This is a genomic window from Paraburkholderia phytofirmans OLGA172 (assembly GCF_001634365.1).
Lineage (GTDB): Bacteria > Pseudomonadota > Gammaproteobacteria > Burkholderiales > Burkholderiaceae > Paraburkholderia.
In genome coordinates this window covers 1,642,192-1,665,326 of the sequence record NZ_CP014579.1, presented here as the reverse complement: position 1 = coordinate 1,665,326, position 23,135 = coordinate 1,642,192, and the positions used below count along the sequence as shown (strand labels likewise).

General features: G+C 63.6%; 19 protein-coding genes and 2 pseudogenes. 14 read left to right on the top strand and 7 right to left on the bottom strand.

Annotated elements, in window-relative coordinates:
* Nucleotides 1-55 precede the first annotated feature (55 nt).
* The gene (locus AYM40_RS27485) at nucleotides 56-511 is read right to left on the bottom strand and encodes a PRC-barrel domain-containing protein (protein WP_063499280.1); all 456 of its coding nucleotides are present in this window, start codon (nucleotides 509-511) and stop codon (nucleotides 56-58) included.
* A gap of 301 nt (nucleotides 512-812) precedes the next feature.
* Between AYM40_RS27485 and AYM40_RS27480 the strand changes: the two genes are divergently transcribed.
* The 3 genes from AYM40_RS27480 to AYM40_RS27470 all read left to right on the top strand — a co-directional run bounded on the left by AYM40_RS27480 (nucleotide 813) and on the right by AYM40_RS27470 (nucleotide 2,407).
* On the top strand, nucleotides 813-1,376 hold the full coding sequence (locus AYM40_RS27480; protein WP_063499279.1) for a DUF4142 domain-containing protein: 564 nt from the start codon (nucleotides 813-815) through the stop codon (nucleotides 1,374-1,376).
* Nucleotides 1,373-1,717 (top strand): DUF1488 domain-containing protein, encoded by a 345-nt coding sequence (locus AYM40_RS27475; protein WP_063499278.1) that lies wholly within the window; start codon nucleotides 1,373-1,375, stop codon nucleotides 1,715-1,717. The genes AYM40_RS27480 and AYM40_RS27475 overlap by 4 nt, the downstream gene beginning before the upstream one ends.
* Before the next feature lie 96 nt (nucleotides 1,718-1,813).
* A complete protein-coding gene (locus tag AYM40_RS27470; RefSeq protein WP_063499277.1) occupies nucleotides 1,814-2,407 on the top strand; it encodes a hypothetical protein in 594 nt (197 codons plus the stop codon).
* A gap of 103 nt (nucleotides 2,408-2,510) precedes the next feature.
* On the opposite strand, the gene AYM40_RS27465 is transcribed toward AYM40_RS27470, so the two are convergent.
* A complete protein-coding gene (locus AYM40_RS27465; RefSeq protein WP_063499276.1) occupies nucleotides 2,511-2,849 on the bottom strand; it encodes a BON domain-containing protein in 339 nt (112 codons plus the stop codon).
* A gap of 382 nt (nucleotides 2,850-3,231) precedes the next feature.
* Here AYM40_RS27465 and AYM40_RS27460 point away from each other — a divergent pair, with 382 nt between their 5' ends.
* From AYM40_RS27460 to AYM40_RS27425, 8 genes and pseudogenes are all read left to right on the top strand, one after another.
* Nucleotides 3,232-4,713: an RNA polymerase factor sigma-54 gene (locus AYM40_RS27460; RefSeq protein WP_063499275.1), complete on the top strand. Its 1,482-nt coding sequence runs from the start codon at nucleotides 3,232-3,234 to the stop codon at nucleotides 4,711-4,713.
* Nucleotides 4,714-4,900: 187 nt separating this feature from the next.
* Nucleotides 4,901-5,041: pseudogene (locus tag AYM40_RS27455) on the top strand (arginine--pyruvate aminotransferase AruH); the annotation flags it as partial.
* A gap of 113 nt (nucleotides 5,042-5,154) precedes the next feature.
* Complete coding sequence (locus AYM40_RS27450; RefSeq protein ID WP_063499273.1) at nucleotides 5,155-6,942, top strand: S10 family serine carboxypeptidase-like protein; 1,788 nt, start codon at nucleotides 5,155-5,157, stop codon at nucleotides 6,940-6,942.
* A 74-nt stretch (nucleotides 6,943-7,016) separates the two neighbouring features.
* Nucleotides 7,017-7,265 (top strand): annotated as a pseudogene (locus AYM40_RS39105) (hypothetical protein); the annotation flags it as partial.
* 79 nt (nucleotides 7,266-7,344) lie between these two features.
* Complete coding sequence (locus tag AYM40_RS27440) at nucleotides 7,345-7,770, top strand: type IV toxin-antitoxin system AbiEi family antitoxin domain-containing protein (protein WP_063499271.1); 426 nt, start codon at nucleotides 7,345-7,347, stop codon at nucleotides 7,768-7,770.
* Nucleotides 7,694-8,689, top strand: coding sequence for a nucleotidyl transferase AbiEii/AbiGii toxin family protein (locus tag AYM40_RS27435; RefSeq protein WP_236721103.1), 996 nt, complete (start codon nucleotides 7,694-7,696; stop codon nucleotides 8,687-8,689). Before AYM40_RS27440 ends, AYM40_RS27435 begins: the two co-directional genes overlap by 77 nt.
* 105 nt (nucleotides 8,690-8,794) lie before the next feature.
* On the top strand, nucleotides 8,795-10,591 hold the full coding sequence (locus tag AYM40_RS27430; protein ID WP_063499269.1) for a VRR-NUC domain-containing protein: 1,797 nt from the start codon (nucleotides 8,795-8,797) through the stop codon (nucleotides 10,589-10,591).
* The gene (locus AYM40_RS27425) at nucleotides 10,588-12,864 is read left to right on the top strand and encodes an ATP-dependent DNA helicase (RefSeq protein WP_063499268.1); all 2,277 of its coding nucleotides are present in this window, start codon (nucleotides 10,588-10,590) and stop codon (nucleotides 12,862-12,864) included. The genes AYM40_RS27430 and AYM40_RS27425 overlap by 4 nt, the downstream gene beginning before the upstream one ends.
* 22 nt (nucleotides 12,865-12,886) lie before the next feature.
* On the opposite strand, the gene AYM40_RS27420 is transcribed toward AYM40_RS27425, so the two are convergent.
* The 5 genes from AYM40_RS27420 to AYM40_RS41550 all read right to left on the bottom strand — a co-directional run bounded on the left by AYM40_RS27420 (nucleotide 12,887) and on the right by AYM40_RS41550 (nucleotide 19,788).
* The gene (locus AYM40_RS27420; RefSeq protein ID WP_063499267.1) at nucleotides 12,887-15,451 is read right to left on the bottom strand and encodes a mechanosensitive ion channel family protein; all 2,565 of its coding nucleotides are present in this window, start codon (nucleotides 15,449-15,451) and stop codon (nucleotides 12,887-12,889) included.
* 208 nt (nucleotides 15,452-15,659) lie between these two features.
* Nucleotides 15,660-16,010: an NIPSNAP family protein gene (locus AYM40_RS27415; protein ID WP_063499266.1), complete on the bottom strand. Its 351-nt coding sequence runs from the start codon at nucleotides 16,008-16,010 to the stop codon at nucleotides 15,660-15,662.
* 116 nt (nucleotides 16,011-16,126) lie between these two features.
* Entirely contained in the window at nucleotides 16,127-17,788 is a 1,662-nt protein-coding gene (locus tag AYM40_RS27410) for an MFS transporter (protein ID WP_063499265.1), read from the bottom strand.
* A gap of 144 nt (nucleotides 17,789-17,932) precedes the next feature.
* Entirely contained in the window at nucleotides 17,933-19,369 is a 1,437-nt protein-coding gene (locus AYM40_RS27405) for a sigma-54-dependent transcriptional regulator (protein WP_063499264.1), read from the bottom strand.
* Nucleotides 19,370-19,617: 248 nt separating this feature from the next.
* On the bottom strand, nucleotides 19,618-19,788 hold the full coding sequence (locus AYM40_RS41550) for a hypothetical protein (RefSeq protein WP_158515337.1): 171 nt from the start codon (nucleotides 19,786-19,788) through the stop codon (nucleotides 19,618-19,620).
* 845 nt (nucleotides 19,789-20,633) lie between these two features.
* Between AYM40_RS41550 and AYM40_RS27400 the strand changes: the two genes are divergently transcribed.
* From AYM40_RS27400 to AYM40_RS27390, 3 genes are all read left to right on the top strand, one after another.
* Nucleotides 20,634-20,921 (top strand): hypothetical protein, encoded by a 288-nt coding sequence (locus AYM40_RS27400; protein WP_063500740.1) that lies wholly within the window; start codon nucleotides 20,634-20,636, stop codon nucleotides 20,919-20,921.
* A gap of 62 nt (nucleotides 20,922-20,983) precedes the next feature.
* The gene (locus AYM40_RS27395; protein WP_063499263.1) at nucleotides 20,984-22,186 is read left to right on the top strand and encodes an AAA family ATPase; all 1,203 of its coding nucleotides are present in this window, start codon (nucleotides 20,984-20,986) and stop codon (nucleotides 22,184-22,186) included.
* A gap of 286 nt (nucleotides 22,187-22,472) precedes the next feature.
* Nucleotides 22,473-23,084 carry a methyltransferase family protein gene (locus AYM40_RS27390; protein ID WP_082855503.1) on the top strand — a complete coding sequence of 204 codons (612 nt, stop codon included), beginning with the start codon at nucleotides 22,473-22,475 and terminating at the stop codon, nucleotides 23,082-23,084.
* The last annotated feature ends 51 nt before the right edge of the window (nucleotides 23,085-23,135 follow it).

Sequence of the window (23,135 nt, the reverse complement as noted above, 5' to 3'; positions counted from 1 at the left end):
GCCGGTTGAGGGGCACGCGCCCGAATGCGTCACTTCAAGGCGTGCGTCCGAACGCTCACCGATGGTACGGATCGCGTCCCCAGTATGGCTCGCTGCCGTAGTACTGGTGTACCGACGTGGCCCATGTCTGGTCCGCCATGGCAGGCCAGTGGTCCTTATCGAACCCAGGTGCGTTTTTCACGTGCTCGGCCGTCATATCGAGGACGAAGCACTTCTGTTGCGTATCGAGCGTCAGGGCGCTCCACGGAATCGCCAGCAGCTTGTCGCCGATGCCAAGAAAGCCGCCGCTCGACAGCACCACATACGCAATGCGACCGGAGCGGACGTCAAGCATGATGTCCTTAACCTTGCCGATGTCCTCTCCATCGCTGCTGACCACCTTGTTGCCGTCGAGGGTGGCTGCCGCCATGACGTCGGGGCCGGGACCGTCGGCGGTCGCGCCGCCTTTGCCGACAATACGTGCACCCTGGGCCTGGCGCATGCCACCTTGGGTTTGTGTCTGGTTGACCATGATGTTCCTCCTTACCATTTCGATGTACGGATGACACTGAGCAACCGGCGTGCCTCCGGTTTGCAGCACCGCTCGCACAGCGCAGGTACTCGTTGATATCGGCCGAGTCGATGCTGCGCCGGTGTCGGCCCGCGAGCAAAGGCGATGCCCAGTGGCAGGCGTGGCGTGGTTTGTGGCGCACGAAACTCATGGGGTCTCGAACCGGTCGTCGGAGATAGGCACAGCTTTTGCTGATTCGACGTATCAAAGGGCAGGCCGCTCAATGTGCGCGGTCCCCGCACTAACGTGAGGGAGAAAACGCATGAGATTCCGCTATTCGCTACAAGTGATGACAGTTGCGCTGGGGCTTGGCGCAACCTCGATCGGCGCGGTGTACGCGCAAGCCAGTGACGCTCCCGCGAGCGATGCGCCGATGAGCGATACAAAGCTCTCGCCCGCAGACCAGCAGTTCGTGCAGGATGCCTCACAATCCGACGCCACGGAAATCGCGGCAAGCAAAATCGCACTCAAGAATTCGAGTGATCCACAGGTCAGGAAATTCGCGCAGCAAATGATTACTGACCATACGAAACTCTCGCACGGCATGGCCGCCCTCGCCGCGAAGAAGGGACTCGCCACGACGCCGTCCGCCGATTCCGCGCTGGTCGGCAAACTGCAGACGCTCAAGGGCCGCGAATTCGACCAGGCCTACGTGGAGCAGATCGGGGTGGAAGCGCACCAGCGGGCGGTCGACCTGTTCCAGCAGGAGAGCCAGAGCGGCACCGACTCGCAACTGAAGGCGGCGGCTACGCATGCGTTGCCGACCATCAAGCATCACCTCGCGATGGCGCAACAACTCGCCGGCGCAATGAAGGATTCGTCATGAACGCGATCCTGCCGCGGCCGGCCTATGAGGACTCCCTTATGCACATCACTTTTCCCGACGACAAGCCGGTCTTCGACGGAACGAATCTGACCGTGCGCTTCATGGCGCAGGTCGACGGCGAAGCGCTTGTTTGCGCGATCACCGCCGAAGCGCTGGAAGATCATTTCGGCGCCGATTCGGCGCTCGAATCCACCCTGATGGCCGCTTTCGAGAAGGGTCGCAATCGCATCCGTTCGGTTTGCGCGGAAGCACTCGACCAGAACGGTGGCAATGGCGTAGTGTTGCATAGTGGACTGTTCAGAGTGGAAGGCATGGAACCCGATCGCGGCGCCACCGCGTAGTCCGGACACGTGCCTACCGCCTGCGCGTGTTTTTTTACGCGACGCTGTGCGGCGGCACGGTCCGCAAAACGCGGTTCAACGATGCAAGGAGGCCTCATGTCACTCATCGTCGCAGCACGGTTTACGACTTTCCCAACCGCTGAAAATGCGGCGCAAAAGCTCTTCGACGCAGGTTTCGTCGAGGAAGACGTCACCCTGTTTTTTGTCAATCCGCGCGGCCAGCACGCGCGTTATCCGATCGGCGGCGATACCCATACCGATCCGGCAGCGAGGGCAGCGCCGAAAGGCGCAGGAATGGGCGTCACCATCGGCGCGGTAGGGGGGGCGGTGGTCGGCGTCGCGATATTTGCGGCGTTTGCGGCGCCGCTCCTCGTCTCGCTGATTGCGGCCGGCGTCGGCGCGTACATCGGCTCGTTGGTCGGGGCGATGGCGCACACTCGCGAAGGCGGCCATGTCGGCCACCATTTGCCATTTCATGAGGAAATGCGCGATTCCGGCGTACTGGTTGCCGTGCACGTGTGCCCGGACAATCAGTTCGACGCTGCCCGCGTCTTGCGCGAAGCAGGGGGGCTGGCGATCGAACGCGCGAGTGGGCGCTGGCAGCAGGGGCGCTGGGCCGACTTCGATCCGCGCAAAACGCCCGAGCCGCTCAACGAACCGCTCAGCGAATTCAGCGAGAAGCATGCCTGAGTGATGTGAACACTTTCATTTGAAGTCCAGCGCTGCACCCACGACGATCCCCCCAAAAGAGGAGCCGGCCGAAGCCGGCTCCCTTCTATCGGATCCCCCGCTCTTACTCCGCTGCGATCTTCAGATGGTTCCTCACGCTCGAGACGCCATCGACGCCTTTCACGACTTCTCCCGCCGCGGCCTTGTCATCGGCCGATGGCACCGAGCCCGTGAGCCACACCACGCCCTTGCGGGTCTTCACATGAATGTGAGTCGACTTGACGTTCTTCGCGCCAAGCAGCTCGGCCTTGACCTTGGTGGTGATGGTGCCGTCATCGACGTGCTGGCCGATGGATTCGGATGCCGCCGACGGGGCCGAAGCGCTCGTCTGCGCCGTCGCGTTCAGCGCGAATGCAACACATGCGATGCTGCCTGCGGTCTTCAGAAGTTGGATGGTCTTCATGGTTTCTCCTTAAGGTGTTGATGAAACATGGGGTCTTGTTGCCGATCCGCATCCGCGTGCAAAGGCCTACGTCCGTCCCACATGGTGCTTGTCCGCAAGGTATGTGCCCGGCACGCCGCACAGATGCTCGATGCCGGGCAAAGCCGTCACGGTAGCTGAGGAATAGCGGGGCGGGTACGGTCGGAGCGCCGTCCGGCGGGCCGCGAGGCCCACGGCCGGAAATTGCCGGGTTCTTGTAAAAATGGCGCTCGCCGATTGCGCAATCGGCGGGCCCGAAAAGGCAAAACTCAGGAAAAACAGTGTATTGGGCGAACTGGTATGACAGTTGCTCTATTGAGGAGGCCACGTACCATTTCTCAGCTATTAACGGGACCTCACTACAATGCCGTCAATCGAACTACGCACAAGGCAGTCGCTCGCTCTCACGCCGCGTCTGCAGCAATCGGTGCGGCTGTTGCAGTTGTCGTCGCTGGAGTTCCAGCAGGAGTTGCGCACCGCGCTCGACACCAATCCGTTCCTCGAGTACGACTCGACAGACACGGAAGACGTGGCGCTCGCCACCACAACGCCTGGCGATGATGCCGGCGCGGCGCCCGCCACGGACACACTCGCCGCGGCCGAACCTGACTCGTCGCCGGCTGAATCCAGCGGCAGCGACACGCCGGAGAACGCGGGGCAGGATGACATGCCTGGCGACTTTTCGGGTGACTACAGCAGCCGTGGTTCGATGCGCCAGAACGGCGACTCCGACAGTAGCGATCCAGCCGAATGGGCGCGTTCCCAACCAAGCTTGCGCGAGCAGCTGCACGACTCGCTGCGTCTGTATCGACTCGACGAGCGCGACCGCGCGGTGGCCCGCTTCATCATCGAGGCGCTCGACGACGATGGTTATCTGCGCCAGACGCTCCGCGAGCTTGCGGATAGCGTCGACCTTGAACCTGAATTGACCGAAGAAGAATTGCAGGTCGCGCTGCGCCTCGTGCAGTCGCTAGATCGTCCCGGTCTCGGCGCTCGTTCGCTATCCGAGTGTTTGTCTCTGCAGGTCAATGCGTTGCCCGCCGACACGCCGGGCCGCGATGTGGCGCGGCAAATCGTCGAGCATCATCTTGAACGCCTCGCGCGCCGCGAACAGGCTGAACTGCAAAAGCAGATCGGCTGCAGCGCCGAGGAGCTGCGGGTGGCCTGCGCGCTGGTGCGCAAGCTCGACCCGAAGCCAGGCAACAGCTACGGCCGCGCCGACGACAACTACGTGGTGCCGGACGTGATCGTGCGTCAGGTGCGCAACAAATGGGTGGTGACAATCAATCCGGCAGTGCAGCCGCGTGCTCGCATTCACCGCATGTATGCCGAGCTGTTCGCACAGTCGGCCGGTGCAAGCCGCTCGCCGCTCGCGCAGCAATTGCAGGAAGCGCGCTGGCTGATCCGCAATGCGCAGCAGCGCTTCGATACGATTCAACGCGTGGCCGAATGCATCGTCGCGCATCAGAGGGCCTTCTTCCAGTACGGTGAAATCGCGCTCAAACCGATGGTGCTGCGCGACGTGGCCGATGAACTCGGGCTGCACGAGTCCACCATCTCGCGCGCAACCGGCAACAAATATATGGCCACGCCGCGCGGCATTTTCGAGTTCAAGCACTTCTTCCCGCGTGAGCTCGGTACGGAAAGCGGCGGCACCTGTTCGGCGGCGGCCGTGCGCGCGCTGCTCAAGGAAATGATCGCCGCGGAGAACACGCGCGACCCTCTGTCGGATGTGACGCTCGCCAGGATGCTCGCGGAACAGGGGGTGCTGGTGGCACGGCGCACGGTGGCGAAATACCGCCATCTGATGAAGGTGCCGCCGGCCGAACTGCGGCGCCAGCTTTAAGCGTACTTCGCTCCCGTTAAAGCCGGGATTCATCGAAGGGTCACGCGAGACTGACTGCTCGCGTGACCCTTTTTCGTATCTGGACGTTGCGGGCGCGCCCCATCACATCGGCGGCTCAAGTCGAACCGGGGTGAGTCACATCCAGCAGGCTGCGTTGACGGCCATGCCGAACAAGGCGCAGATTGTCGTGTCACTGCTCGACGCGAGCCCATTCGGCGAGACGGCGAAGGGTTTCGTGCGGCTGGGTTTCGTGGTCGACGAAGCGAGCCTGATCGATGCGTGTGAACGGATTGCCGCGTTCTTCGGCGGATTGCCGCTGCGCAGTTAGAGCCAGTTTTCGATTGACGGCTTCGATGCCTGGCGTCAAGAATTGTTCGCCGAGTTCGTCTTAATCTGGACAGCCGGAACATCGGCGCCTATCGACTCGCAGCCGGAAACCCCATGGCCCTTCGCTTCTATCTCTCGTTGCGCCGCTCGCTGGTGGCAGGATCCATAGCGGCGGCTCTGGTGGCGATGGCGCTGGTCCTCGCCACCGTCGCCGCGTTCAGTCAGATGTGCGCGGCGGCCGAACTGGACGACTCATCCGCTGCACCGGCCAGCACGGAAACCGCCACGTCGCCGGCCAGCCCGGTGAGCGTGCCTGGCGCTCAGGCAGAGGCTGCCGGCCAGGCCGTCGATGCGAACGGCCAGCCCATCAAGGAGCCGCGCACCAATCCGGCGCGTGCCGTCCGTCCGCCACGGGTTGCCGCCGCCAGCCAGAACGAATCGCAAGATAACCCGCCGCACAGCGTCAAACCCGAGACCACGGCGATTCCCGTGCCGCCGGAAAGCGCCGCGGTGACCCAGCATTCGATCCGGCTCGACGGCCGCAAGCTTGACTACACGGCGACCGCCGGCAACCTGCTGCTGCGTGACAAAACCGGCCAGGCCAATGCGAGCGTTTTCTATGTCGCCTACACCGTCGCCGCGAAAAATCCTTCCACGCGCCCCGTCACGTTCCTCTTCAATGGCGGACCGGGTGTGGGCACCGTGTTCCTGATGATCGGCTCGATCGGGCCGAAGCGGGTGCGCACGGCGAGTCCCGCGAGCACGCCGCCCGCGCCGTATGTGCTGGACGACAACCCCGATAGCCTGCTCGACACCACCGATCTGGTCTTTATCGATGCCGTGGGCGCGGGCTTGTCGAGGGTCGTCGGGCGTGGCACGGGCAAGGACTTCTGGGGCGTCGATAAAGACCTCGACGCGTTTTCGCAATTCATCGATCGCTATCTGACGGTGAACCAGCGCTGGAATTCGCCGAAGTATCTGCTTGGCGAATCGTACGGCACCGCGCGCGCCGCGATGCTCGCGTATCAACTGGGGCAAAACAATATCGCGATCAATGGCGTGATCCTGATGTCGTCGGTGCTCAATTCCTCAGCGTTTTCGCCTGGGTCGGACTTCCAGAGCGAAAGCTACTTGCCGAGCTTCGCGGCCATCGCGTGGTATCACGACAAGATCGTTCCGAAGCCGGCCAATCTGCCCGCTTTTCTCGACGAGGCCCGCGCATTCGCACGTGGGCCGTATGCGCAAGCGCTCGCCCAGGGCGATGCGTTGCCTGACGCGCAGCGCGACGAGATTGCCGCGCGCGTCGCACAGTTCACCGGGCTCGACGTCGATTACGTGAAGCGAAGCCGCTTGCGTCTCTATCCGTCGCGCTTTCGCAGTCAATTGCTGCGCGATCAGTCGCGCAGCATCGGCCGTTTCGACGCACGTTTCGAAGGAATCGACTATGACGGCGTGACCGAGCGTCCCGATTTCGATGCATCGGTGAGCAGCGTATCGAGCGTATTCGACGCCGCGTTTCATCAGCATCTTGCGCAGGACCTGCACTTCACGCCAGCCGACACTTATCGTGTCTTCAACGACGATGCGTTGACGCAGTGGGACTGGAAACACACCGAGTGGTGGGGGGAACACGTGTCCGTGCCGTATGCGGCGGGCGATCTTGCCGAAGCGATGCGGCAGAATCCGCAACTGCGCGTCATGTCGCTGAACGGCTACTTCGACCTTGCCACGCCGTTCTATGCGACCGAGTACGCGCTCGCGCATCTGGGTGTCGATGCGCCGCTGCGCGCCAACGTGCGCATCACCTACTACCCGACCGGCCACATGATTTATCTCGACGATGCCGCGTTGCATGCACTCAAGCGGGATCTGACGAGCTTCTATGCGGCAGGCGCGGGTTAGCTTTCGTAAGCAGCGGCAAGTCGCTTGCGCTGATCCGTGAACGCTTCGGCGATGCGGCGTCGGTGGCGCCGGCGACGCTGGTGGTGCTGCTCGATCCGGCGCAATTGCTCGACGGCTTGCAGGACGTATACCGTCGCGACGACTTCCGCGATGCTCGCTGAGCGGCGCGGGTCACCGGCCCCTCGGCCACTGCGGCTATCGAAGGGGCGCTGATTCGCGGCGCGCAAGGGGTCGTTGACGGCGGTGTGGGTGGCCGAACCATACCTGGGCTCCGGGAAGCAATGCCTGCTCTCTTCCAAGTGCGTGCTATACTAACTCGGTGATCGATGTTGGTTTATGTTTTTTTATTAAAATCATTGGGTTATGAGGCATTCTAGGCGAACTTGATGAGCGGAGTTTGTTATGGTCCTCGAAGACCGGCTGAAGATAGCAATTGCCAAGCGGGCGTCCGACGTGTTCCTGCGGACCGAGCTCGCTCGCCTTGGCAGTGAAGCCCAGGTCGGACGGGCGCTTCGTAAGCTACTCGAGAGTGGGGTCATTGTTAAGCTCGGCGTCGGCGTATATGCAAAAGCCAAACGCAGCGTTTTGTCAGGCGCGCCGATTCCTGTCCAGCCAGTCGAAGTCCTGGCCGAGGAAGCTCTGACCAGGATGGGCGTCAAGGTCTACCCGAGCAGGCAAGTCGAGCTATACAACGCTGGCGAAACGACTCAATTGCCGGCCGGAACCGTGATCAATACCGGCAATCGCCGCATTGTGCGGAAATTGGGTTTCGGCAAGAAAACGGTTCAATATGAAAATAATCTCGGAAGAACAGAAAGAGCTTATTGATTCGATTACGGCGGAGGGGCTGGCCGGAAACCTCTCCGCCTTTATCCTCGAGAAAGATATCCATGTCACTGACGCCTTGCACGCGTTGGCGAAACTTCAGCATCAGCACATTCAACTCGTGTTTTGCGGCGGCACGAGCCTGTCCAAAGCGCATGGCTTGATCGAGCGGATGTCCGAGGACGTCGATCTTAAGGTGGTGCTGAGTGCGGATCACGGGCTTACGCAAAGCGGCATGAAGACCCATCTTGGCAAGCTGAAAAGCGCCGCAATCGATACGATGAAAGCGTTGGGCTTCCACATCATCGAAAGGGAAAAACTGGCTCTCAACGCGAACCGTTACTTCGCGTCCGGTTGGAGTTATAAAACGCGCTATACGGCTCACACCAGTTTGCGACCTCATTTAAGCCTTGAATTTACGGTGCGCACGCCGAGCTTTACCGTTGCGCAAAAGCCCATTGGGTATCTGATCGACCGTTTGGCAAGTCGAGCAGGGGCGCCGGTCCGCATGCCGTGCGTCGCTGTCGAAGAGACGCTCGCGGAAAAGGTTCTGTCATTTTTGCGCCGCCATGCGGAACACCGGGCGGGTGTGCGGGAAAAGTGGGATCAAGCATTGGTGCGCCACATTTACGACACCTACTGCATCGTCGGCTCGAACGCGGCATTCGTCGATCGAGCGGCGGCTCACTTCAAGGATTGCGTCGAATACGATCGCGGAGAGTTCCACCATCACACGGCGTTTGTCGAAGATCCGAAGCAATCCATGGCAGCGGCCCTGGCGGCTGCGGAAACAGAAGCGCAGACGAAACGTGAGTATGAGCAAGTGCTGCTGCCGCTCGTCTATGGGGCGACGAGGCCGACCTTCGGAGAGGCCTTCGCGGTATTCAAGTCGACGGCGTTGAAGCTTCTGGCGACACTTTGACAAACGCCGGGTCTCACGCCACTACCGACCAGGCGTTTGTCAGCTGTCCCTCCCTCGGATTTTGATATGATCACTGTATAAACATACAGGTTTCGTGAAAACCCCGTGGTGACAGATGCTTCGTCGGACATCCGCTCTGATGTCCCTTATTACCTGCTGAACTTCGAACGTGCGCTGGCCTGGCTCGCCGAGCGCTACGACGATCTGCTGGACGCGCACGAACATGGCTTCCTGCGCGATTTCGCCGCTTTGCCGCAGCCGTCGCGTGCGCTGCTGGTTCGCATGCTGATGCGCAAGGGCACGCTGTTCCGTGCCAGCCGTCTTTCTTATGACGAGATCGGTTGCCCCTTGCAGGCGGTTGCGCCTCTGGCCGAACTCGGCTGGGTCGACATCGAACCGGGCCTGACGCTCGACGATCTGTTCGCGCTCACCACCCGTCCCGAGTTGCTGCTGATCTTTGCGGACGTCATCGCGTTGATTCCCGGCGCGAAGGGCTTGCGCAAACCCGGTCTGCTGGAAACGCTGCGGCCGTTTTACGAACGTGAAGGTGAAGGTGACGGTGAAGGCAAGAGCGAAGGCGAGGACCGAAGCGCCACTGCACATCCGTTGTCCACATGGCACAGCCAGACCACCGACCGCGTCTTCCACGTCGCCATCGCGCCGCTTTGCGAGCGTCTGCGCCTGATGTTCTTCGGCAACCTGCAGCAGGACTGGTCGGAGTTCGTGCTGGCCGATCTCGGGGTGATCCAGTACGAGAAGGTTGCATTCGCTGCGTCGTCGCGCGCATTCCAGCAACGCGTGGACGTGGACGTATACCTTGCGCTGCATGCGTGCCGCGAAGCACTCGAATGGCTGCCCACGGGTGACGCTGACGCCGAAGCCGAAGCCGAAGCGATCGACGAACTCCTCGCCGCGATCGCAGCGATCGAAACCTCCAACCCCTGGCTCGAAACGCGTCGCGCGAAACTGCTGTTTCGTATCGGCCAGCATTGCGAGCGTCAACAGAACTGGCCCGCTGCACTTGCCGTCTATGAGCGTTGCGCGTGGCCCGGCGCGCGCCATCGGCGCTTGCGCGTGCTGGAGCGCAGCGAACGATTCGACGAAGCCTTCGCCCTCGCTTCGCAAGCCGCTGCCAGGCCTGAAAGCGAAGAGGAAATGCAGCGTGTCGCGCGCATGCTGCCGCGTTTGCAGCGCAAGCGCGGCGAGCGGGTGGCGCGTGTGCCTGCCGCACGGCCGGTCGAGCGCAGCACACTGGTGCTGCCGCGGCCTGAGGCGCCGCAGCCGGTCGAATACGTCGCCCGCGATCATCTAACTAGCGAGTCGGCGCCGGTTCATTACGTCGAAAACGCGCTGATCAACTCGCTGTTCGGCTTGCTGTGCTGGGAGCCGGTGTTCGCGGCGCTGCCTGGCGCGTTTTTCCATCCGTTCCAGCGCGGGCCGGCCGACCTGCATGCGCCGGATTTTCATGCGCGCCGCGCGCAGCAATTTGCCGCGTGTCTGGCGCAACTCGACAGCAGTGCCTATCGCGAGACGATTCTGCGGCATCTGCACAGCAAGGCGGGTCTGCAATCGCCGTTCGTATTCTGGGGCTTGCTGACGCCGGAACTGGTCGCGTTGGCGCTCGATTGCCTGCCCGCCGCACATCTGAAACTCTGGTTCGAGCGTCTGCTGCACGACATCCGCGGCAACCGCTCGGGCCTGCCGGACCTGATTCGCTTCTGGCCGGCCGAGCGCCGTTATGAGTTGATCGAAGTCAAGGGTCCCGGCGACCGCTTGCAGGACAACCAGATCCGCTGGCTCGCATACTGCGCGCAGCACGGCGTGCCGGTGCGCGTGCTCGACGTGCAATGGGCCGATGAAGACGTCGCCGTGTCCGACATGGCGGCGGAGATCACCACATGACTTACGTGGTCGCCGTGCGGGCGATGTGCGAATTCACCGCGAGGCGCGGCGATCTGGATCTGCGCTTCACGCCCGCGCCCACTTCGCTGGAAGGCATGGCCGGCCACGTGACGGTCGCCGGGCGGCGCGCGAGCGGCTACGAAACCGAGATCACGCTGACCGGCATGCACCGCGGTTTGACCGTGCGTGGCCGCGCCGACGGTTACGACCCGGCGTCGAACCGGCTGGAAGAGGTCAAGACCCATCGTGGCGCGCTCGAACGGATGCCGGCCAATCATCGCACGCTGCATTGGGCGCAGGCGCTGGTGTACGGCCATCTGCTGTGCCGCGCCCGCGGGCTCGCCGAATTGACGGTCGCGCTGGTCTACTTCGATATCGGCAGTCAGAAGGAAACGTCGCTGACTGAAACGCACACCGCGCGTGAGCTGGAGATTTTCTTCGTCGAGCAATGCGAGCGCTTTCTCGATTGGGCCGTGCAGGAAGCGGCCCATCGCGCCGCGCGCAATGCCGCGCTCGGCGCCTTGCAGTTTCCGCATGGCGAGTTCCGCAGCGGGCAGCGCGAACTGGCGGTGTCGGTGTATCGCGCGGCGCGCGACGGCAAGCCGTTGATGGCGCAGGCGCCGACCGGCATCGGCAAGACGCTGGCGACGATTTTTCCGCTGCTCAAGGCGTGTGCGGCGGACCAGATCGACCGTGTGTTCTTCCTCACTGCGAAGACGCCGGGCCGCGCGCTTGCCCTCGATGCGATCGAAACGCTCCATCGAAGCGCCGCGCCGCCGCTTGCCCGGTTGCCGCTCAGAACGCTGGAACTGGTCGCGCGCGACAAGGCCTGCGAGCATCCCGACAAGGCCTGCAACGGCGAGTCCTGTCCGCTTGCGCGCGGCTTCTACGACCGGCTCGATGCAGCTCGCAGCACGGCGTTGGCCGGGCCGCGGCTCGACCGGGCGTCGGTGCGCGAAGCGGCGCTCGAGCACGATGTCTGCCCGTACTATCTCGCACAGGAGCTGGCGCGCTGGTCCGACGTGGTGGTCGGCGATTACAACTACTACTTCGACAGCAGCGCGATGCTGTACGCGCTCACGCAGATCAATCAGTGGCGTGTCGGCGTGCTGGTCGACGAGGCGCACAACCTGCTCGAGCGGGCCCGGCGCATGTACAGCGCGTCGCTCGACCAGGCGGCGTTCCGGCTCGCCCGCAAAACCGCACCTGCGACGTTGAAGAAGCCGCTTGAACGGCTGCAGCGCGAGTGGAACGCCGTCAAGCGCGCGCAGACCGACACGTATCAGGTCTATGCCGACGTACCCGGAAAACTGCTTTCTGCCGCCCAGAATCTGATCGGCGCGGTGACGGATCAACTGGCCGACGCACCGCTTTCAATCGACGAAGCATCGCTGCGGTTTTTCTTCGACGCGATGCATTTCGTCGCGCTGGCGGAACAGTTCGGCGAGCATTCGATTTTCGACATTACGCTCACCACGGATCGCTACGCGCCGCGCGATAAAACGAGCGCCACGCTATGCGTGCGCAACGTGATCCCGGCACCGTTCCTCGCGGGGCGCTACGCTGCCGCGCGCACCACGGTGATGTTTTCCGGCACGCTCAATCCGCATCATTTCTATCGCGACACGCTCGGTCTGCCTGAGCAGACGAACTGGCTCGACGTCGAAGGGCCGTTCCGCGCCGAGCAGTTGCAGGTGCATGTGGCGGGCCATGTATCGACGCGCTGGCGTGACCGCGAACGTTCGCTCGTGCCGATCGTCGAGCTGATCGCGAAGCAGTACGCGGCGCAGCCGGGCAACTATCTCGGATTCCTGAGCAGTTTCGAGTATCTGCAGCGGGTGGTGGCGTTGATGCGCGAGCGTCATCCGGCGCTGCCGGTGTGGGCGCAGGAACCGGGCATGGACGAGGCGGCGCGCGACGCGTTCCTCGCGCGCTTTCGCACCATGGATCAGGGCGTGGGCTTCGCGGTGTTAGGCGGCGCGTTCTCTGAGGGCGTCGATCTGGTCGGCCAGCAGCTGATCGGCGCCTTCATCGCCACGCTCGGCCTGCCGCAGATGAACGACGTCAACGAGCAGATGCGCCGCACGATGGACGCGAAGTTCGGCAGCGGCTACGACTACACGTATCTGTATCCCGGCTTGCAGAAGGTCGTGCAGGCCGCGGGCCGGGTCATTCGCACGGAGCAGGATCAAGGTGTGGTGCATCTGATCGACGACCGCTACCGGCGGCCGGAAGTGCGCCGGTTGTTGCCGCGCTGGTGGCAGGTGGAGTAGGGCAATCAGCACGGCCTGTACTTCACTCATGCGGAGAAGTCGAACCAGGATTTGCTGGCGTTCCCGGGCCGCCGGCCGGCTTAGGGTCGACGGGCAGTTGATCTTCAACCGGCGCGTCGGCCTTCCCGGCAGCCGCCTTCAGCGAAGCGTCGGCAGGCGGCGTTGAAGGCGGTTCGTCCTTCGCTGGGGCCGTGGGGGCGTCATTCGCTGCGCCGTTCGATTCGATTTTGGCCGCTACGCTCTCTGGATCCCAGGTCAGCAAATGCCGTTGCGGGTTTGCGATTTCGATGCCGCGCGCGCTGAACTGGTCGAGAATGCGCCGGTTGAATTCGCGCTGCACCCCCCAGCGCGCGCTATCGCGGCATTGGATCTGGCCGGCCAGCGTCACCGCCGAGCCATCCACTCCATCCACGCCCCAGAAGCTGAAGTCGGACAGGATGCCGTCCTTGAACTTCTCATCCTCGCACAGCGCGGCGCCGATTTCCTTCAGCGTGTCGATCGCCAGATCGACATCCTCGCCGAACACGATATTCACCTTTACTGCGGCATTGCCGAGTCCGCGATTCGTGTTGTTCACCGTCGAGACCGAACTGAACGGCACCGTATAGAGCGACCCGTCGCCGCCGCGCAGGCGCACGGTGCGGATCGACAGATATTCCACCGTACCGGACACGCCCGCGAGCGTGACCCAGTCGCCGACCTGCATGGCGTTTTCCATCAACAGGAACATGCCGGTGATGAAATCCTGCACCAGCTTTTGCGAGCCGAAGCCGAGCGCCACGCCGAAGATACTCGCGCCCGCCAGCAGCGGCCCGATGTTCACGCCGAGTTCGCTCAGGCCGGTGAGCACCACCACCAGCGCGATCACGCAGAAGAGCACGCTGCGCAACATCGGCAGGAGGGTACGCAGACGCGCGGCGCGCACCAGGTCGCCGCTCGTGGTCCAGCGGTCCAGCCGCTGTTCGATCGCCACGTTGGCGGCTTCCCATACCACCAGCGCGATCGCGGCAGCGACGCCGATCGTGACCAGCGCCGAAGCCAGCCGATGGCCGATCGACCCGGCCTGGAACAGCTCGCCCACGTCGACGCCCCATACCTGCAGCAGCACGAGCGCGGTGACGATGCAGATGATCCACGAGACGACCCGCAGCAGCAGTGGGTAATAGCGGTAGGCATGCTGTTGCACGAGCGACTTTTCCGCGTCGCCCTGTACATTGAACAGCCGTGCCATGGCGCCGAAAATCACGATCGCGATGACCCGCGCGCCCACCAGGATCGCCAGCGTAATGCCGCCGAGATGCAGCAGGGTGCGATAGCCGTTCTGCACGTCGAGCGCCCAGATGAACCATAGTGCCATCACCACGAACACCGCGAACCATGCCCAGGCATCGGCGAGCGCATTGCCGAACATTGCCAGCGATTTGCTCGCGGCAAAGCGCTTGCGGATCAATTCGCCGACCGGCTTCGCGCAATGCAGGATCAGGATCGAGATCATGATGTGGCCGGCGAGCGCGACCACCTTCAGCAGCGCGAGATGCGCCGCGTCGTTCAGGCCGAGCGACTGCGCGATCTCCGCGATCGCCGACCCTGCGCCGACCACGGCGACGATCCGCACGATCCAGCGCTGCACGAAAACGGCCCACGCATCGCTCATGCGCAACAGACGCAGGCGCGGCGCGGAAGGCTGCAGGAAGAAGCCGCTGCCTATCACGATCAGGCGGCACAGCACGTAGATGTCGATCAGCGAAGCGAGCGCCCGGTCTTGCGGCGTGCCGTCGTCGGTGAAGATCGACATCAGCGCGCTCGCCGCGGCGACGAACACCGCCAGCGGCAACAGGCGCAGCACCACCGTCAGCAGCGCGCGCGGCAGACGCTGCAGGAGCGTCAAATGATGCACGGCCTTCTGCTTGCCTTTGGCTTCGGTGGCCTGGCTGGCGGCAGGCGTGGGCGTTGTTGTGGACGCGCCGGGCAGGTCGGCTTGCGGCGCAACGTCGTCATCGCCACGTTCGCGACGCGCGGCAAGCGCCGCATACGCGCGGCGCAATAAGCGGCGCGCGAGCCATTCGAGCCCGAGCGCGGGCAGCAACGCCGCCAGCAGCGACCATACGACATGACCCAGCACGCTAAGCGCTTGCGGGCTGGTCGATTGCCAATGCCACCAGGCACGCACCGACGTTACGTCGAGCAGCGCGGCGACCGAACCGCGCAAAGACTTGCCGAGATGCGCGGCCCAATGCGCGCCCTGACGCGCCAGCTGTGAGGCGAGCCCATTGGACTGGAACGTGGCTGGAACGAGCGCGGCGGCGCTGCTGGCCGCGGCGGGAGCAGAAGCCGCCGCAACCACCGCAACCGCCGAGGCAGGCTGGGCGCTGAGTGCGCCCGCTGCGGCGATTGCCCGGAGCGTGTCGCTGACTTGCGCGCGGCGGACGGGGTCATTGAGGACGCCAAGAGCCTGGCGGGCCTGTTCGGGGGTCAGGGTGAGCGCGGCGCCGGATGCCGCGGCGGCGGGTTGCGCCACGGCGGCAAAGACCGGCGAGGCGCTCAGGATGAGAAAAACGAGAAACCAGGCGTGAAGTATTTTGCGCATAGGGTGTAAAGCGGGGTACCAGATACTGACGGTGGTGCCGGGATACGTGGATCGGTTCGGCGGCGTGACCCTGAACCGACACCGGTTGGACCGTACAAGTTCCATCCGTAGCCGCTTTCGGTGGCCGCGCGCGGGTTCGGCCAGCCGGTTCGAATTGTAATGTCCAAAAGCAAAAAGCCTGCCTGTTAGACGGTGCCCCTGTCGACGCCTATTCCGTCGCGTCCACCGCGCCCGTCGCCGCCACCCCAAGCGTGCCTTCGACCACCTCGGTGAAGGTGCGCTCCTCGCGCAGAATGAAGCGTTTCGTCTGCGCGAGCTGGAAATTTTCCCGCGCTTCGGCGTCGCCGCGCAGCCGTGCCCGATAGGCTTCATAGGCGGCGAGGCTGTCGAACGCAATCAAGCCCCACGCGACGTCGTTGGTCCCTTCGTGGGGCAGAAAGTAGCCGATCAGATGACCGCCGCAGCGGGGAATGATGCGGCCCCAGTTGCGAGCGTAATCGTTGAAGGCATCGCGTTGGAATGGGTCGATCTGATAACGGATAAAGCAGGTAATCGTCATGGGGAAGCTCCCGATTGGGCCGTGGTGGTCTGAGGTGCCTGAATAACAGTATGGCGGCCGGTTGTTCGCGACGTTTCACTGTTTTCCGAACTGTGGGTGAGACAGGGCGACCCGCTTTACGGCTCGCGGTGCGAGCGGATCGTCAAAGCCGCCAGCGCCGCGCCGGCCAGCGCACAAAGGGCCGACACCAGCGTCACCGCCCGCAGCGCCGCACCCAATGCCTCCGCTTGGGCCCGGGTCACTTCGGCACGCGAAGCGCCTGGCGCGGCGCCGGATGGCGGGGCGGCTGCATCCATGCCGGCTTGGGCCAGGTGCGCCGCCTGACGTGCCGCTTGAGGGATATCCAACGTATCGAGCCGCGCGTCGAGCGCCGCGTCGTGCGACCACACGAACACGATCCCGAGCACCGCAATCGCCAGCAGACTCGCCACCCTGGCGACGGCGTTATTGATGCCCGAGGCGACGCCCGTGCGCGCGGCGGATACGGATGTCATCACGGTCGTCGTCAACGGTGCGACGGTAATCGTCATTCCTAGCCCGAGCACGGCAAGCGCAGGAAAGAAGCCGCGCCAATATTCACCGCGTACCCAGGGTAGCGCGAGCATCGCAAAACCGATCGCCGCGACCACCGGCCCGATGCCCAGCAGGGCCCGCGCGCCGTAACGGCTTGTCAGGCCGCCGGTAAAACGCGACAACAGGCCGATCGTGACCGGCACCGGAAGCAGCGCGGCGCCTGCCTCGGTCGCGCTGTAGCCGTACGCGCGGATCAGCGTGAACGGCAGGAAGAAGAGTGCACCGCCCAGCCCAAAGTAGAGCAGCAGCGTAACGAGGTTCGCGCCGACGAAGTCGCGCGAACGGAACACGTCGAGCGGCATCATCGGATTGCGGGTCTTTGCTTCGAGCGCGACGAAGCCGGTCAGCACGAGCAGGCCGCCGAGGATCAATGCCAGCACCCCGCGGTCGCCGAAGCCGCGTGCCGCGGCGAGGGTCAGGCCGTAAGTCAACGCGGCGAGCCCTGTGGCCGCGGTGACGGCGCCGGGCCAGTCGAGGCTGGGCAGCGTATGCGCCTTGAGCGCAGGGTGCGGGCCGGAGAGATCGTCTTCCTGCCGGCTATCCGGCACGGCGATGACCGCCAATGCGATGGTTGCGCACGCAATCGGTACGTTCAGAAAGAAAATCAACCGCCACGAAAACGCATCGACGAGCCAGCCGCCTGCCACCGGCCCGAGCGCCGACGTGATCGCGCCGACGCCGGCCCAGGTGCCGATCGCCTGGCCACGCTCCTTGTCGTTGAACACCGCGCCGATGATGGCGAGACTGCTCGGCACCAGCAGCGCCGCGCCGATGCCTTGCACGGCGCGCGCGGCAATCAGGGCGCCGGCGCTGGGCGCTACGCCGCAGCCGATCGAAGCCAGCGTGAACAAGGCGATTCCCGCAATAAACACGGTGCGCCGGCCGAGCTTGTCGCCGAGCGAGCCGCCCACCAGCACCAGCGCACCGAGAAACAGCAGATACGCATTGACCACCCACTGGATCGCCGCGACGCTCGCGCCCAGTTCGGTCTGGATCGACGGCAGCGCGACGTTGACCACGGAGCCGTCGATGAAAGCCATGCTCGAGCCGAGGATGGTCGCGGCAAGCGCGAGCTTTTTGCGCCGGCACGGGTGATCGAAGCTAAGCGGCTGAGCGCGGATGGCGAGCGCGTCGCACGGGCTCGCCTGGGCGGGGAGGACGGAGGAGGGGCGGCGCACAGGCGCCGGCGTGTGCTGATCGGCCAAGTCCCCTCCTGGATGGATGAGCGGCTTTCAGCATAGCAACGCTACGGGTGATCCGATAGGCGCTTGCGACATCCGGCGCGCTGGACCGCAGCAACCGGCGCGGCAATCCTGGCGGCAGTCTGCCCGCTCAGGCGGCCTGTGAGATCAAGCCAGCGACGGCGCCTGCCGCTCCGATTCCTCGTCAGCATCCGTGCCGCCATTGGCATTCGACGCATGCCCGGTCGCCGGTTCCTGATGCAGCCGGTTCGCATGCATCAGGCGATATAGCGTAGCGCGTGAAACGCCGAGTTCGGCCGCGGCCTCGGACAATTTATAGCCGTGCCGCTGCAACGCATGCTCGATGGCGTCCTTTTCGGCCTTGCTGCGGATCTCCGCCAGCGTCACGGCCGGTCCGTTATCGGCTTCCGGCAAGCCGAGGTCGCTCGCCGTGATAAAGCGCCCCTCGCTCATCACCACGGCACGGCGCACGCAGTTGATCAGCTCGCGCACATTACCGGGCCACGAATAATTCGACATGGCGACGATCGCGTCGCTCGACAGTCCGCGCAGTTTGCGCGCGCCGTCTTGTCGGTACATGCTGAGCGCATAGTTGGCGAGCAGCTTGATGTCGCCGCCGCGCTCGCGCAATGGCGGCTCGATGAGCCGCAGCACACACAGGCGGTGATACAGGTCGGAGCGGAAGCGGCCATCTTCGACGGCTTTGTCCAGATCGACGTGGGTCGCTGAAATCACCCGTACGTCGACGTTGATCGGCCCATTGCCGCCCAACCGTTCAATGGTGCCTTCCTGCAGGAAGCGCAGCAGCACCGCCTGGCACTCGTGCGGCATGTCGCCGATCTCATCCAGAAACAGGGTGCCCTCGTGAGCGCTTTCGATCCGGCCGATCTTACGTTGCAACGCGCCCGTAAAGGCGCCGCGCTCGTGGCCGAACAATTCGGCTTGCAGCAGGCTCGGCGGAATCGCCGCGCAATTGATCGCGACGAACGCCCGGCCGGCGCGCGGCGAGCGCTCGTGAATCGCACGGGCGGTCAGCTCCTTGCCGGTGCCCGATTCGCCGGCGACGAACACCGGCGCTTCGGTCACGCCGCATTTGTCGATGCGCCGGTACAACTGCTGCATTGCCTCGCATTGCCCAACCATGCCGTGCCGGCCGAGCGAGGGCTCCGGTGCGGCTGGCGCGTGCCGCAGGCTCGACAGCCCGTGCGCGTGGCCGAGCGCGAATACCAGCCGCTCGTTCAGCCAGGGCCGGGTAACGAAATCGAAGCAATAATCGAGGATGAAGCGGCTGACCAGTTCGTTTCCCGACTGGCCCGGCGCGATCTGCGCGACCCAATTGGTTTCGACACGCCGCATGCAGGAGGCCAGCGCGGACAAATGCTGGGACGTGCAGTCACCAGGCAATTCGACGAGGCCGACCTTGATATTGCCGCGCTCGATCATGCGCTCGGCGATCGCCGTGCTTTTGGCGTGCACCGCTTGCCAGCCCGATGCGGCCAGGAAGCTGGCGAGATCCTGATCGGGCGAGTTCGATACGTACAGAACCGTGCGTTCGGCGTCGACAGGCGTGCAAGTCGTATTCATGTAACCCCCGGATCGTTGCTGCTCTCGGAACTGCTTTTCGACGAATTGGACAGACCGGCAATGACAAATTCACGGTGGCGGCAATGGCGGGGGCATGGAGCGGCGATGTGCGCCGCGATGCGTTACACATCGGATGGCTGGCAGAATAACGTTCAACGCTGAGACTGCCTGGCTATTTCACCCCCGGATCACAACAGCCGTTCTTTTTCCTCGGTGGCCTGACACAGGCGCTCTACGCGGCGCATGGCTTAACGATAAGCGAAAGCGCTTTCGAGCGCCATACAAACAAATCTGGATTCAGAAACGTTTTTCTCGCTGCGGCGCGTCAGCTTGCCGTTCAAAAATAGCGGGTCAATCCCAAATATGCGAGCAATACCACACAGCGTTGCAAACTGTATGGCGGCAATCGTGCCACGCATACCGCACCGTCGAATCACTGTGTCTCAAGCTTGCGACACATTGGGCAACGGCTGCGAGCGCTGCTTCGTGACCCGAAGCATCGGCACATTTGACCGGGCCACGTTGCAAAGCGCGGCCGGACGGGGTCCGATCACGCGCGCGACCCATCGTGCAAACGGGTAGATTCCTCCGCAATGCATAAAGGCTAAACCCACTGCGTATCGAATCCGAATCAAGCGTGACGTGAGGCAGCGTGCGGCGAGGTGCGTCGCAGCAAAAATCACCGTGCAGTAAGCGATTGAAGGTGCCTGGCACAGCCATTGCATAAGGAACCTCACAAACGAATGCGTTGCCGCCTGGTTCCTGAGGCACGGGGAAGCAGCAGCCGGAACCCGGCGGCAAACACGGTCTTCGTAAGCGCGGCCGGGGAAGCCAAGGTGTCTTACGAGGGTGCGGCGGGGCCACTGAAAAATGGATGTCAAAAAAACGGGGTGAATGACCGATACGAAGTATCGGTCATTCGTCACCGGACGACGTGAAGCACTGACCTCGCCACTTTTTCCGTCAAATTGGACGGACTCGAAGTTCACGGTCGAAGTGAATGGCCGAAATGGATAGCAATGACGACAGGCACCGCGCTCGAGCAATTCGCGAGCGTGCGACGCACAGAACAGGGACGGGGCAGCGTACGGTAAGGACTGGCCGGCGCGAAGAAGCGGGGAGAAATGGCCTGAGTCTCCACAGAGGGGCGCGTGCTACGAGGTGGACCGGGCGCCGTGCCCGCGCATTAGCGCGGGCACGGCTGACCTGGATACGGCGTTGAAATGGATACGGCCTTGAAATGGCACATCATTCGGGGGTTGTCATGAAAGCGATCAGCAAGCCGGCCGCATTGCGGCTGGACCACCACACCATGGCGCTCGGCGCCGGTCCCTCATATCGGCGTCTCTTTGCGCCGCAGCGACCATTATTCGCTGCGCCGTCGGCCGATCTGCTCAACCTGGTGATTGCCGAGGCGATGAAACGTAAGGCTCAGGCCGAGATTCAGCGCGACGTGCTGCGCGAGGCGATCTATGAGATCCCGGTTTTGCGCGAACGAGGCCACGATCGGGCTGCGGACATTTACCCGTCCGATCCCGACCACTACGTCTGAATGTCGACTGTGATTGACGCGGCCTTACCTACGGGAAGGCTTCAGTCCGGCGGAGACCCGACATGATTGACATCTTCCTGATTTCGTCCAGTGCCAAGCGCGCGCCGCATATCGTCGCGCGCCTCGAAGAAAGCGGCGTGGTGTTTCGCCTGCGCACTGCTTACGGCACGGCGCGGCAACTGCACCTGCACGCCCGCGCAATCAGGAGCGCCGATCTGCTGATCGTCGACGACGTCGATCTGAGTGCGCGCGAACTGGGCGGCGTCGAGGAGGCGCTGGCCTGCTCGCCTGCCTTGCATTGCATGCTGGTCACGCCGGCGCCATCCGCCGCCTTACTGACCGCGGCGATGCGCGTCGGCGTGCGGCATGTGCTTTCATGGCCGCTGGATGCGTGCGAGATCGCCACCGCGCTCGCGCATATCGCCGCAAAAAAAGGCGCGGGCGGGCGACATGCCGGGCGGGTCGTCTCGCTGGCATCGTGCAAGGGCGGCAGCGGCACGACGCTGATCGCCGTGAATCTCGCCTGGTCGCTGGCCGTGCTGCGCGACAGGCGCGTGCTGCTGATCGATCTCAGCCAGCAATTCGCCGACGCCAGCCTGCTCATGGTCCACAAGCCGCCGCCGGCGACGCTCGCCGATCTGTGCTCGCGGATCGACGACCTCGACGCCGCGTTGCTGGACGCCTGCGTGATGCACGTCCACGCGAACCTCGACGTGCTGGCGGGGGCCGGCGACCCGCTCAAGGCAGCCGAACTGCGGCCCGAGCAACTGAAGCAAATTCTCACGCTGGTGCGCGAGCGGTACGACGCGGTGCTGATCGACATCGGCCAGAGCCTCAATCCGCTGACGATCCACGCACTCGATCACAGCGATGCAATCTGCATGGTGGTGCGGCAAAACCTGCTTTACCTTCACGGCGGCCGCCGGATGCTCGATATTTTCAAGGAACTGGGTTATCCGCCCAGCAAGGTGCGGGTCGTGGTGAATCAATACGACAAGAACGCGTGCATCAACCTGCCGACGCTCGAACAGACCCTCGGTGCGAAGGTCGCGCACCAGCTGCCGCGTGACGAAACGCGGGTCAACGAGGCGCTCAACCGCGGCGTGCCGCTCATCACTTCCGCACACGACAGCGCGCTGGCGCGAGGCATCTGCCTGCTCGCCGATATGTTGTGGCCGGCCGTCGCCGAGCCCCGCAAAGGGATGCTCGGCCGCCTGTTTGCTACGCAGCCGAACGTGCCGCCGCAACTGAAGCCGGGGCACTGATCCAATCCGACCGCCGAGACTCGCGCCAGAATTGAATCCGGGCGCGCGTGGCATGATATGGACATCCGGCTGGTGTGGCTGCTACGCTGCGACACTGACGGACCAGAAGTCTTCATGCAGCGGGCTTGAAAAATAATTCGCATATCGAAATGAGTATGCCATGACAAAGACCACACCCTCGCGGGAATTCGATAGTGAAGACTGCCTCCCGGATGCCGCGATCGGCGAACTGGCGGGCGCGGCGCCTGGCGTCGATGGTGGCGATGGCCTGTTGCCGGCTGGCGGCATGCGCGAGGCGTCGATCGAAATCCTCGCACGCGTCGCCGCGGCGCTCATGTTGAGCATCTTTACTTATGCGGCCGTCAAGCAATGGCTCGCCGCGCCAACACGCGTCACCTTGTTGCTGCTCGTGGTAAGCGCGTTCGTGACCTTGGGCCTGTCGCTCTTTGCGCGGGTGCCCATCAAACGTGACTGGACGGCTTTTGCTTTCATCTGCTCGGTGGGTGGGACCTTCTATTTTCTCGCCGTGCGGCTTTCGCCCGGGGTCCAGCTCATTCCGGAGCTGGCCGGCGCATCGTTGCAACTGCTGGGGATTGTCTGGCAACTGTTCGCGAAGGTGTCGCTGCGCAGGTCCTTTGGTATTTTGCCCGCCAATCGCGGGGTCGTTTCTCGCGGGGCTTACCGGTTCGTGCGCCACCCTATGTACTTGGGGTATTTCCTGGCGGACATCGGCTTTTTGCTGGCGAACTTCGGGATTCAGAACGTGATTGTCTACGGATGCCAGTTTGCGTTGCAGGTTGGGCGCATTGCGCGGGAGGAGCGGCTCCTGTCCGATGACGAGCTGTATCGGGCTTACAGGGCCAAGGTGCGGTTCCGGGTGATTCCGGGCGTGTTTTGAGAGTGTATGGTGTAGGTTTGGCTATGGCGTAAGCGGCAATCAGCCGCAACA

Bases quoted from the DNA above. Each gene is read 5' to 3' on its own strand.
- AYM40_RS27390 (WP_082855503.1), top strand. From the start codon at position 22,473: ATGCGCGAGGCGTCGATCGAAATCCTCGCACGCGTCGCCGCGGCGCTC.
- AYM40_RS27485 (WP_063499280.1), bottom strand. From the start codon at position 511: ATGGTCAACCAGACACAAACCCAAGGTGGCATGCGCCAGGCCCAGGGT.
- AYM40_RS27400 (WP_063500740.1), top strand. From the start codon at position 20,634: ATGAAAGCGATCAGCAAGCCGGCCGCATTGCGGCTGGACCACCACACC.
- AYM40_RS27395 (WP_063499263.1), top strand. From the start codon at position 20,984: ATGATTGACATCTTCCTGATTTCGTCCAGTGCCAAGCGCGCGCCGCAT.
- AYM40_RS27420 (WP_063499267.1), bottom strand. From the start codon at position 15,451: ATGCGCAAAATACTTCACGCCTGGTTTCTCGTTTTTCTCATCCTGAGC.
- AYM40_RS27450 (WP_063499273.1), top strand. From the start codon at position 5,155: ATGGCCCTTCGCTTCTATCTCTCGTTGCGCCGCTCGCTGGTGGCAGGA.
- AYM40_RS41550 (WP_158515337.1), bottom strand. From the start codon at position 19,788: ATGCGTGGCACGATTGCCGCCATACAGTTTGCAACGCTGTGTGGTATT.
- AYM40_RS27460 (WP_063499275.1), top strand. From the start codon at position 3,232: ATGCCGTCAATCGAACTACGCACAAGGCAGTCGCTCGCTCTCACGCCG.
- AYM40_RS27480 (WP_063499279.1), top strand. From the start codon at position 813: ATGAGATTCCGCTATTCGCTACAAGTGATGACAGTTGCGCTGGGGCTT.
- AYM40_RS27405 (WP_063499264.1), bottom strand. From the start codon at position 19,369: ATGAATACGACTTGCACGCCTGTCGACGCCGAACGCACGGTTCTGTAC.
- AYM40_RS27465 (WP_063499276.1), bottom strand. From the start codon at position 2,849: ATGAAGACCATCCAACTTCTGAAGACCGCAGGCAGCATCGCATGTGTT.
- AYM40_RS27415 (WP_063499266.1), bottom strand. From the start codon at position 16,010: ATGACGATTACCTGCTTTATCCGTTATCAGATCGACCCATTCCAACGC.
- AYM40_RS27440 (WP_063499271.1), top strand. From the start codon at position 7,345: ATGGTCCTCGAAGACCGGCTGAAGATAGCAATTGCCAAGCGGGCGTCC.
- AYM40_RS27475 (WP_063499278.1), top strand. From the start codon at position 1,373: ATGAACGCGATCCTGCCGCGGCCGGCCTATGAGGACTCCCTTATGCAC.
- AYM40_RS27425 (WP_063499268.1), top strand. From the start codon at position 10,588: ATGACTTACGTGGTCGCCGTGCGGGCGATGTGCGAATTCACCGCGAGG.
- AYM40_RS27470 (WP_063499277.1), top strand. From the start codon at position 1,814: ATGTCACTCATCGTCGCAGCACGGTTTACGACTTTCCCAACCGCTGAA.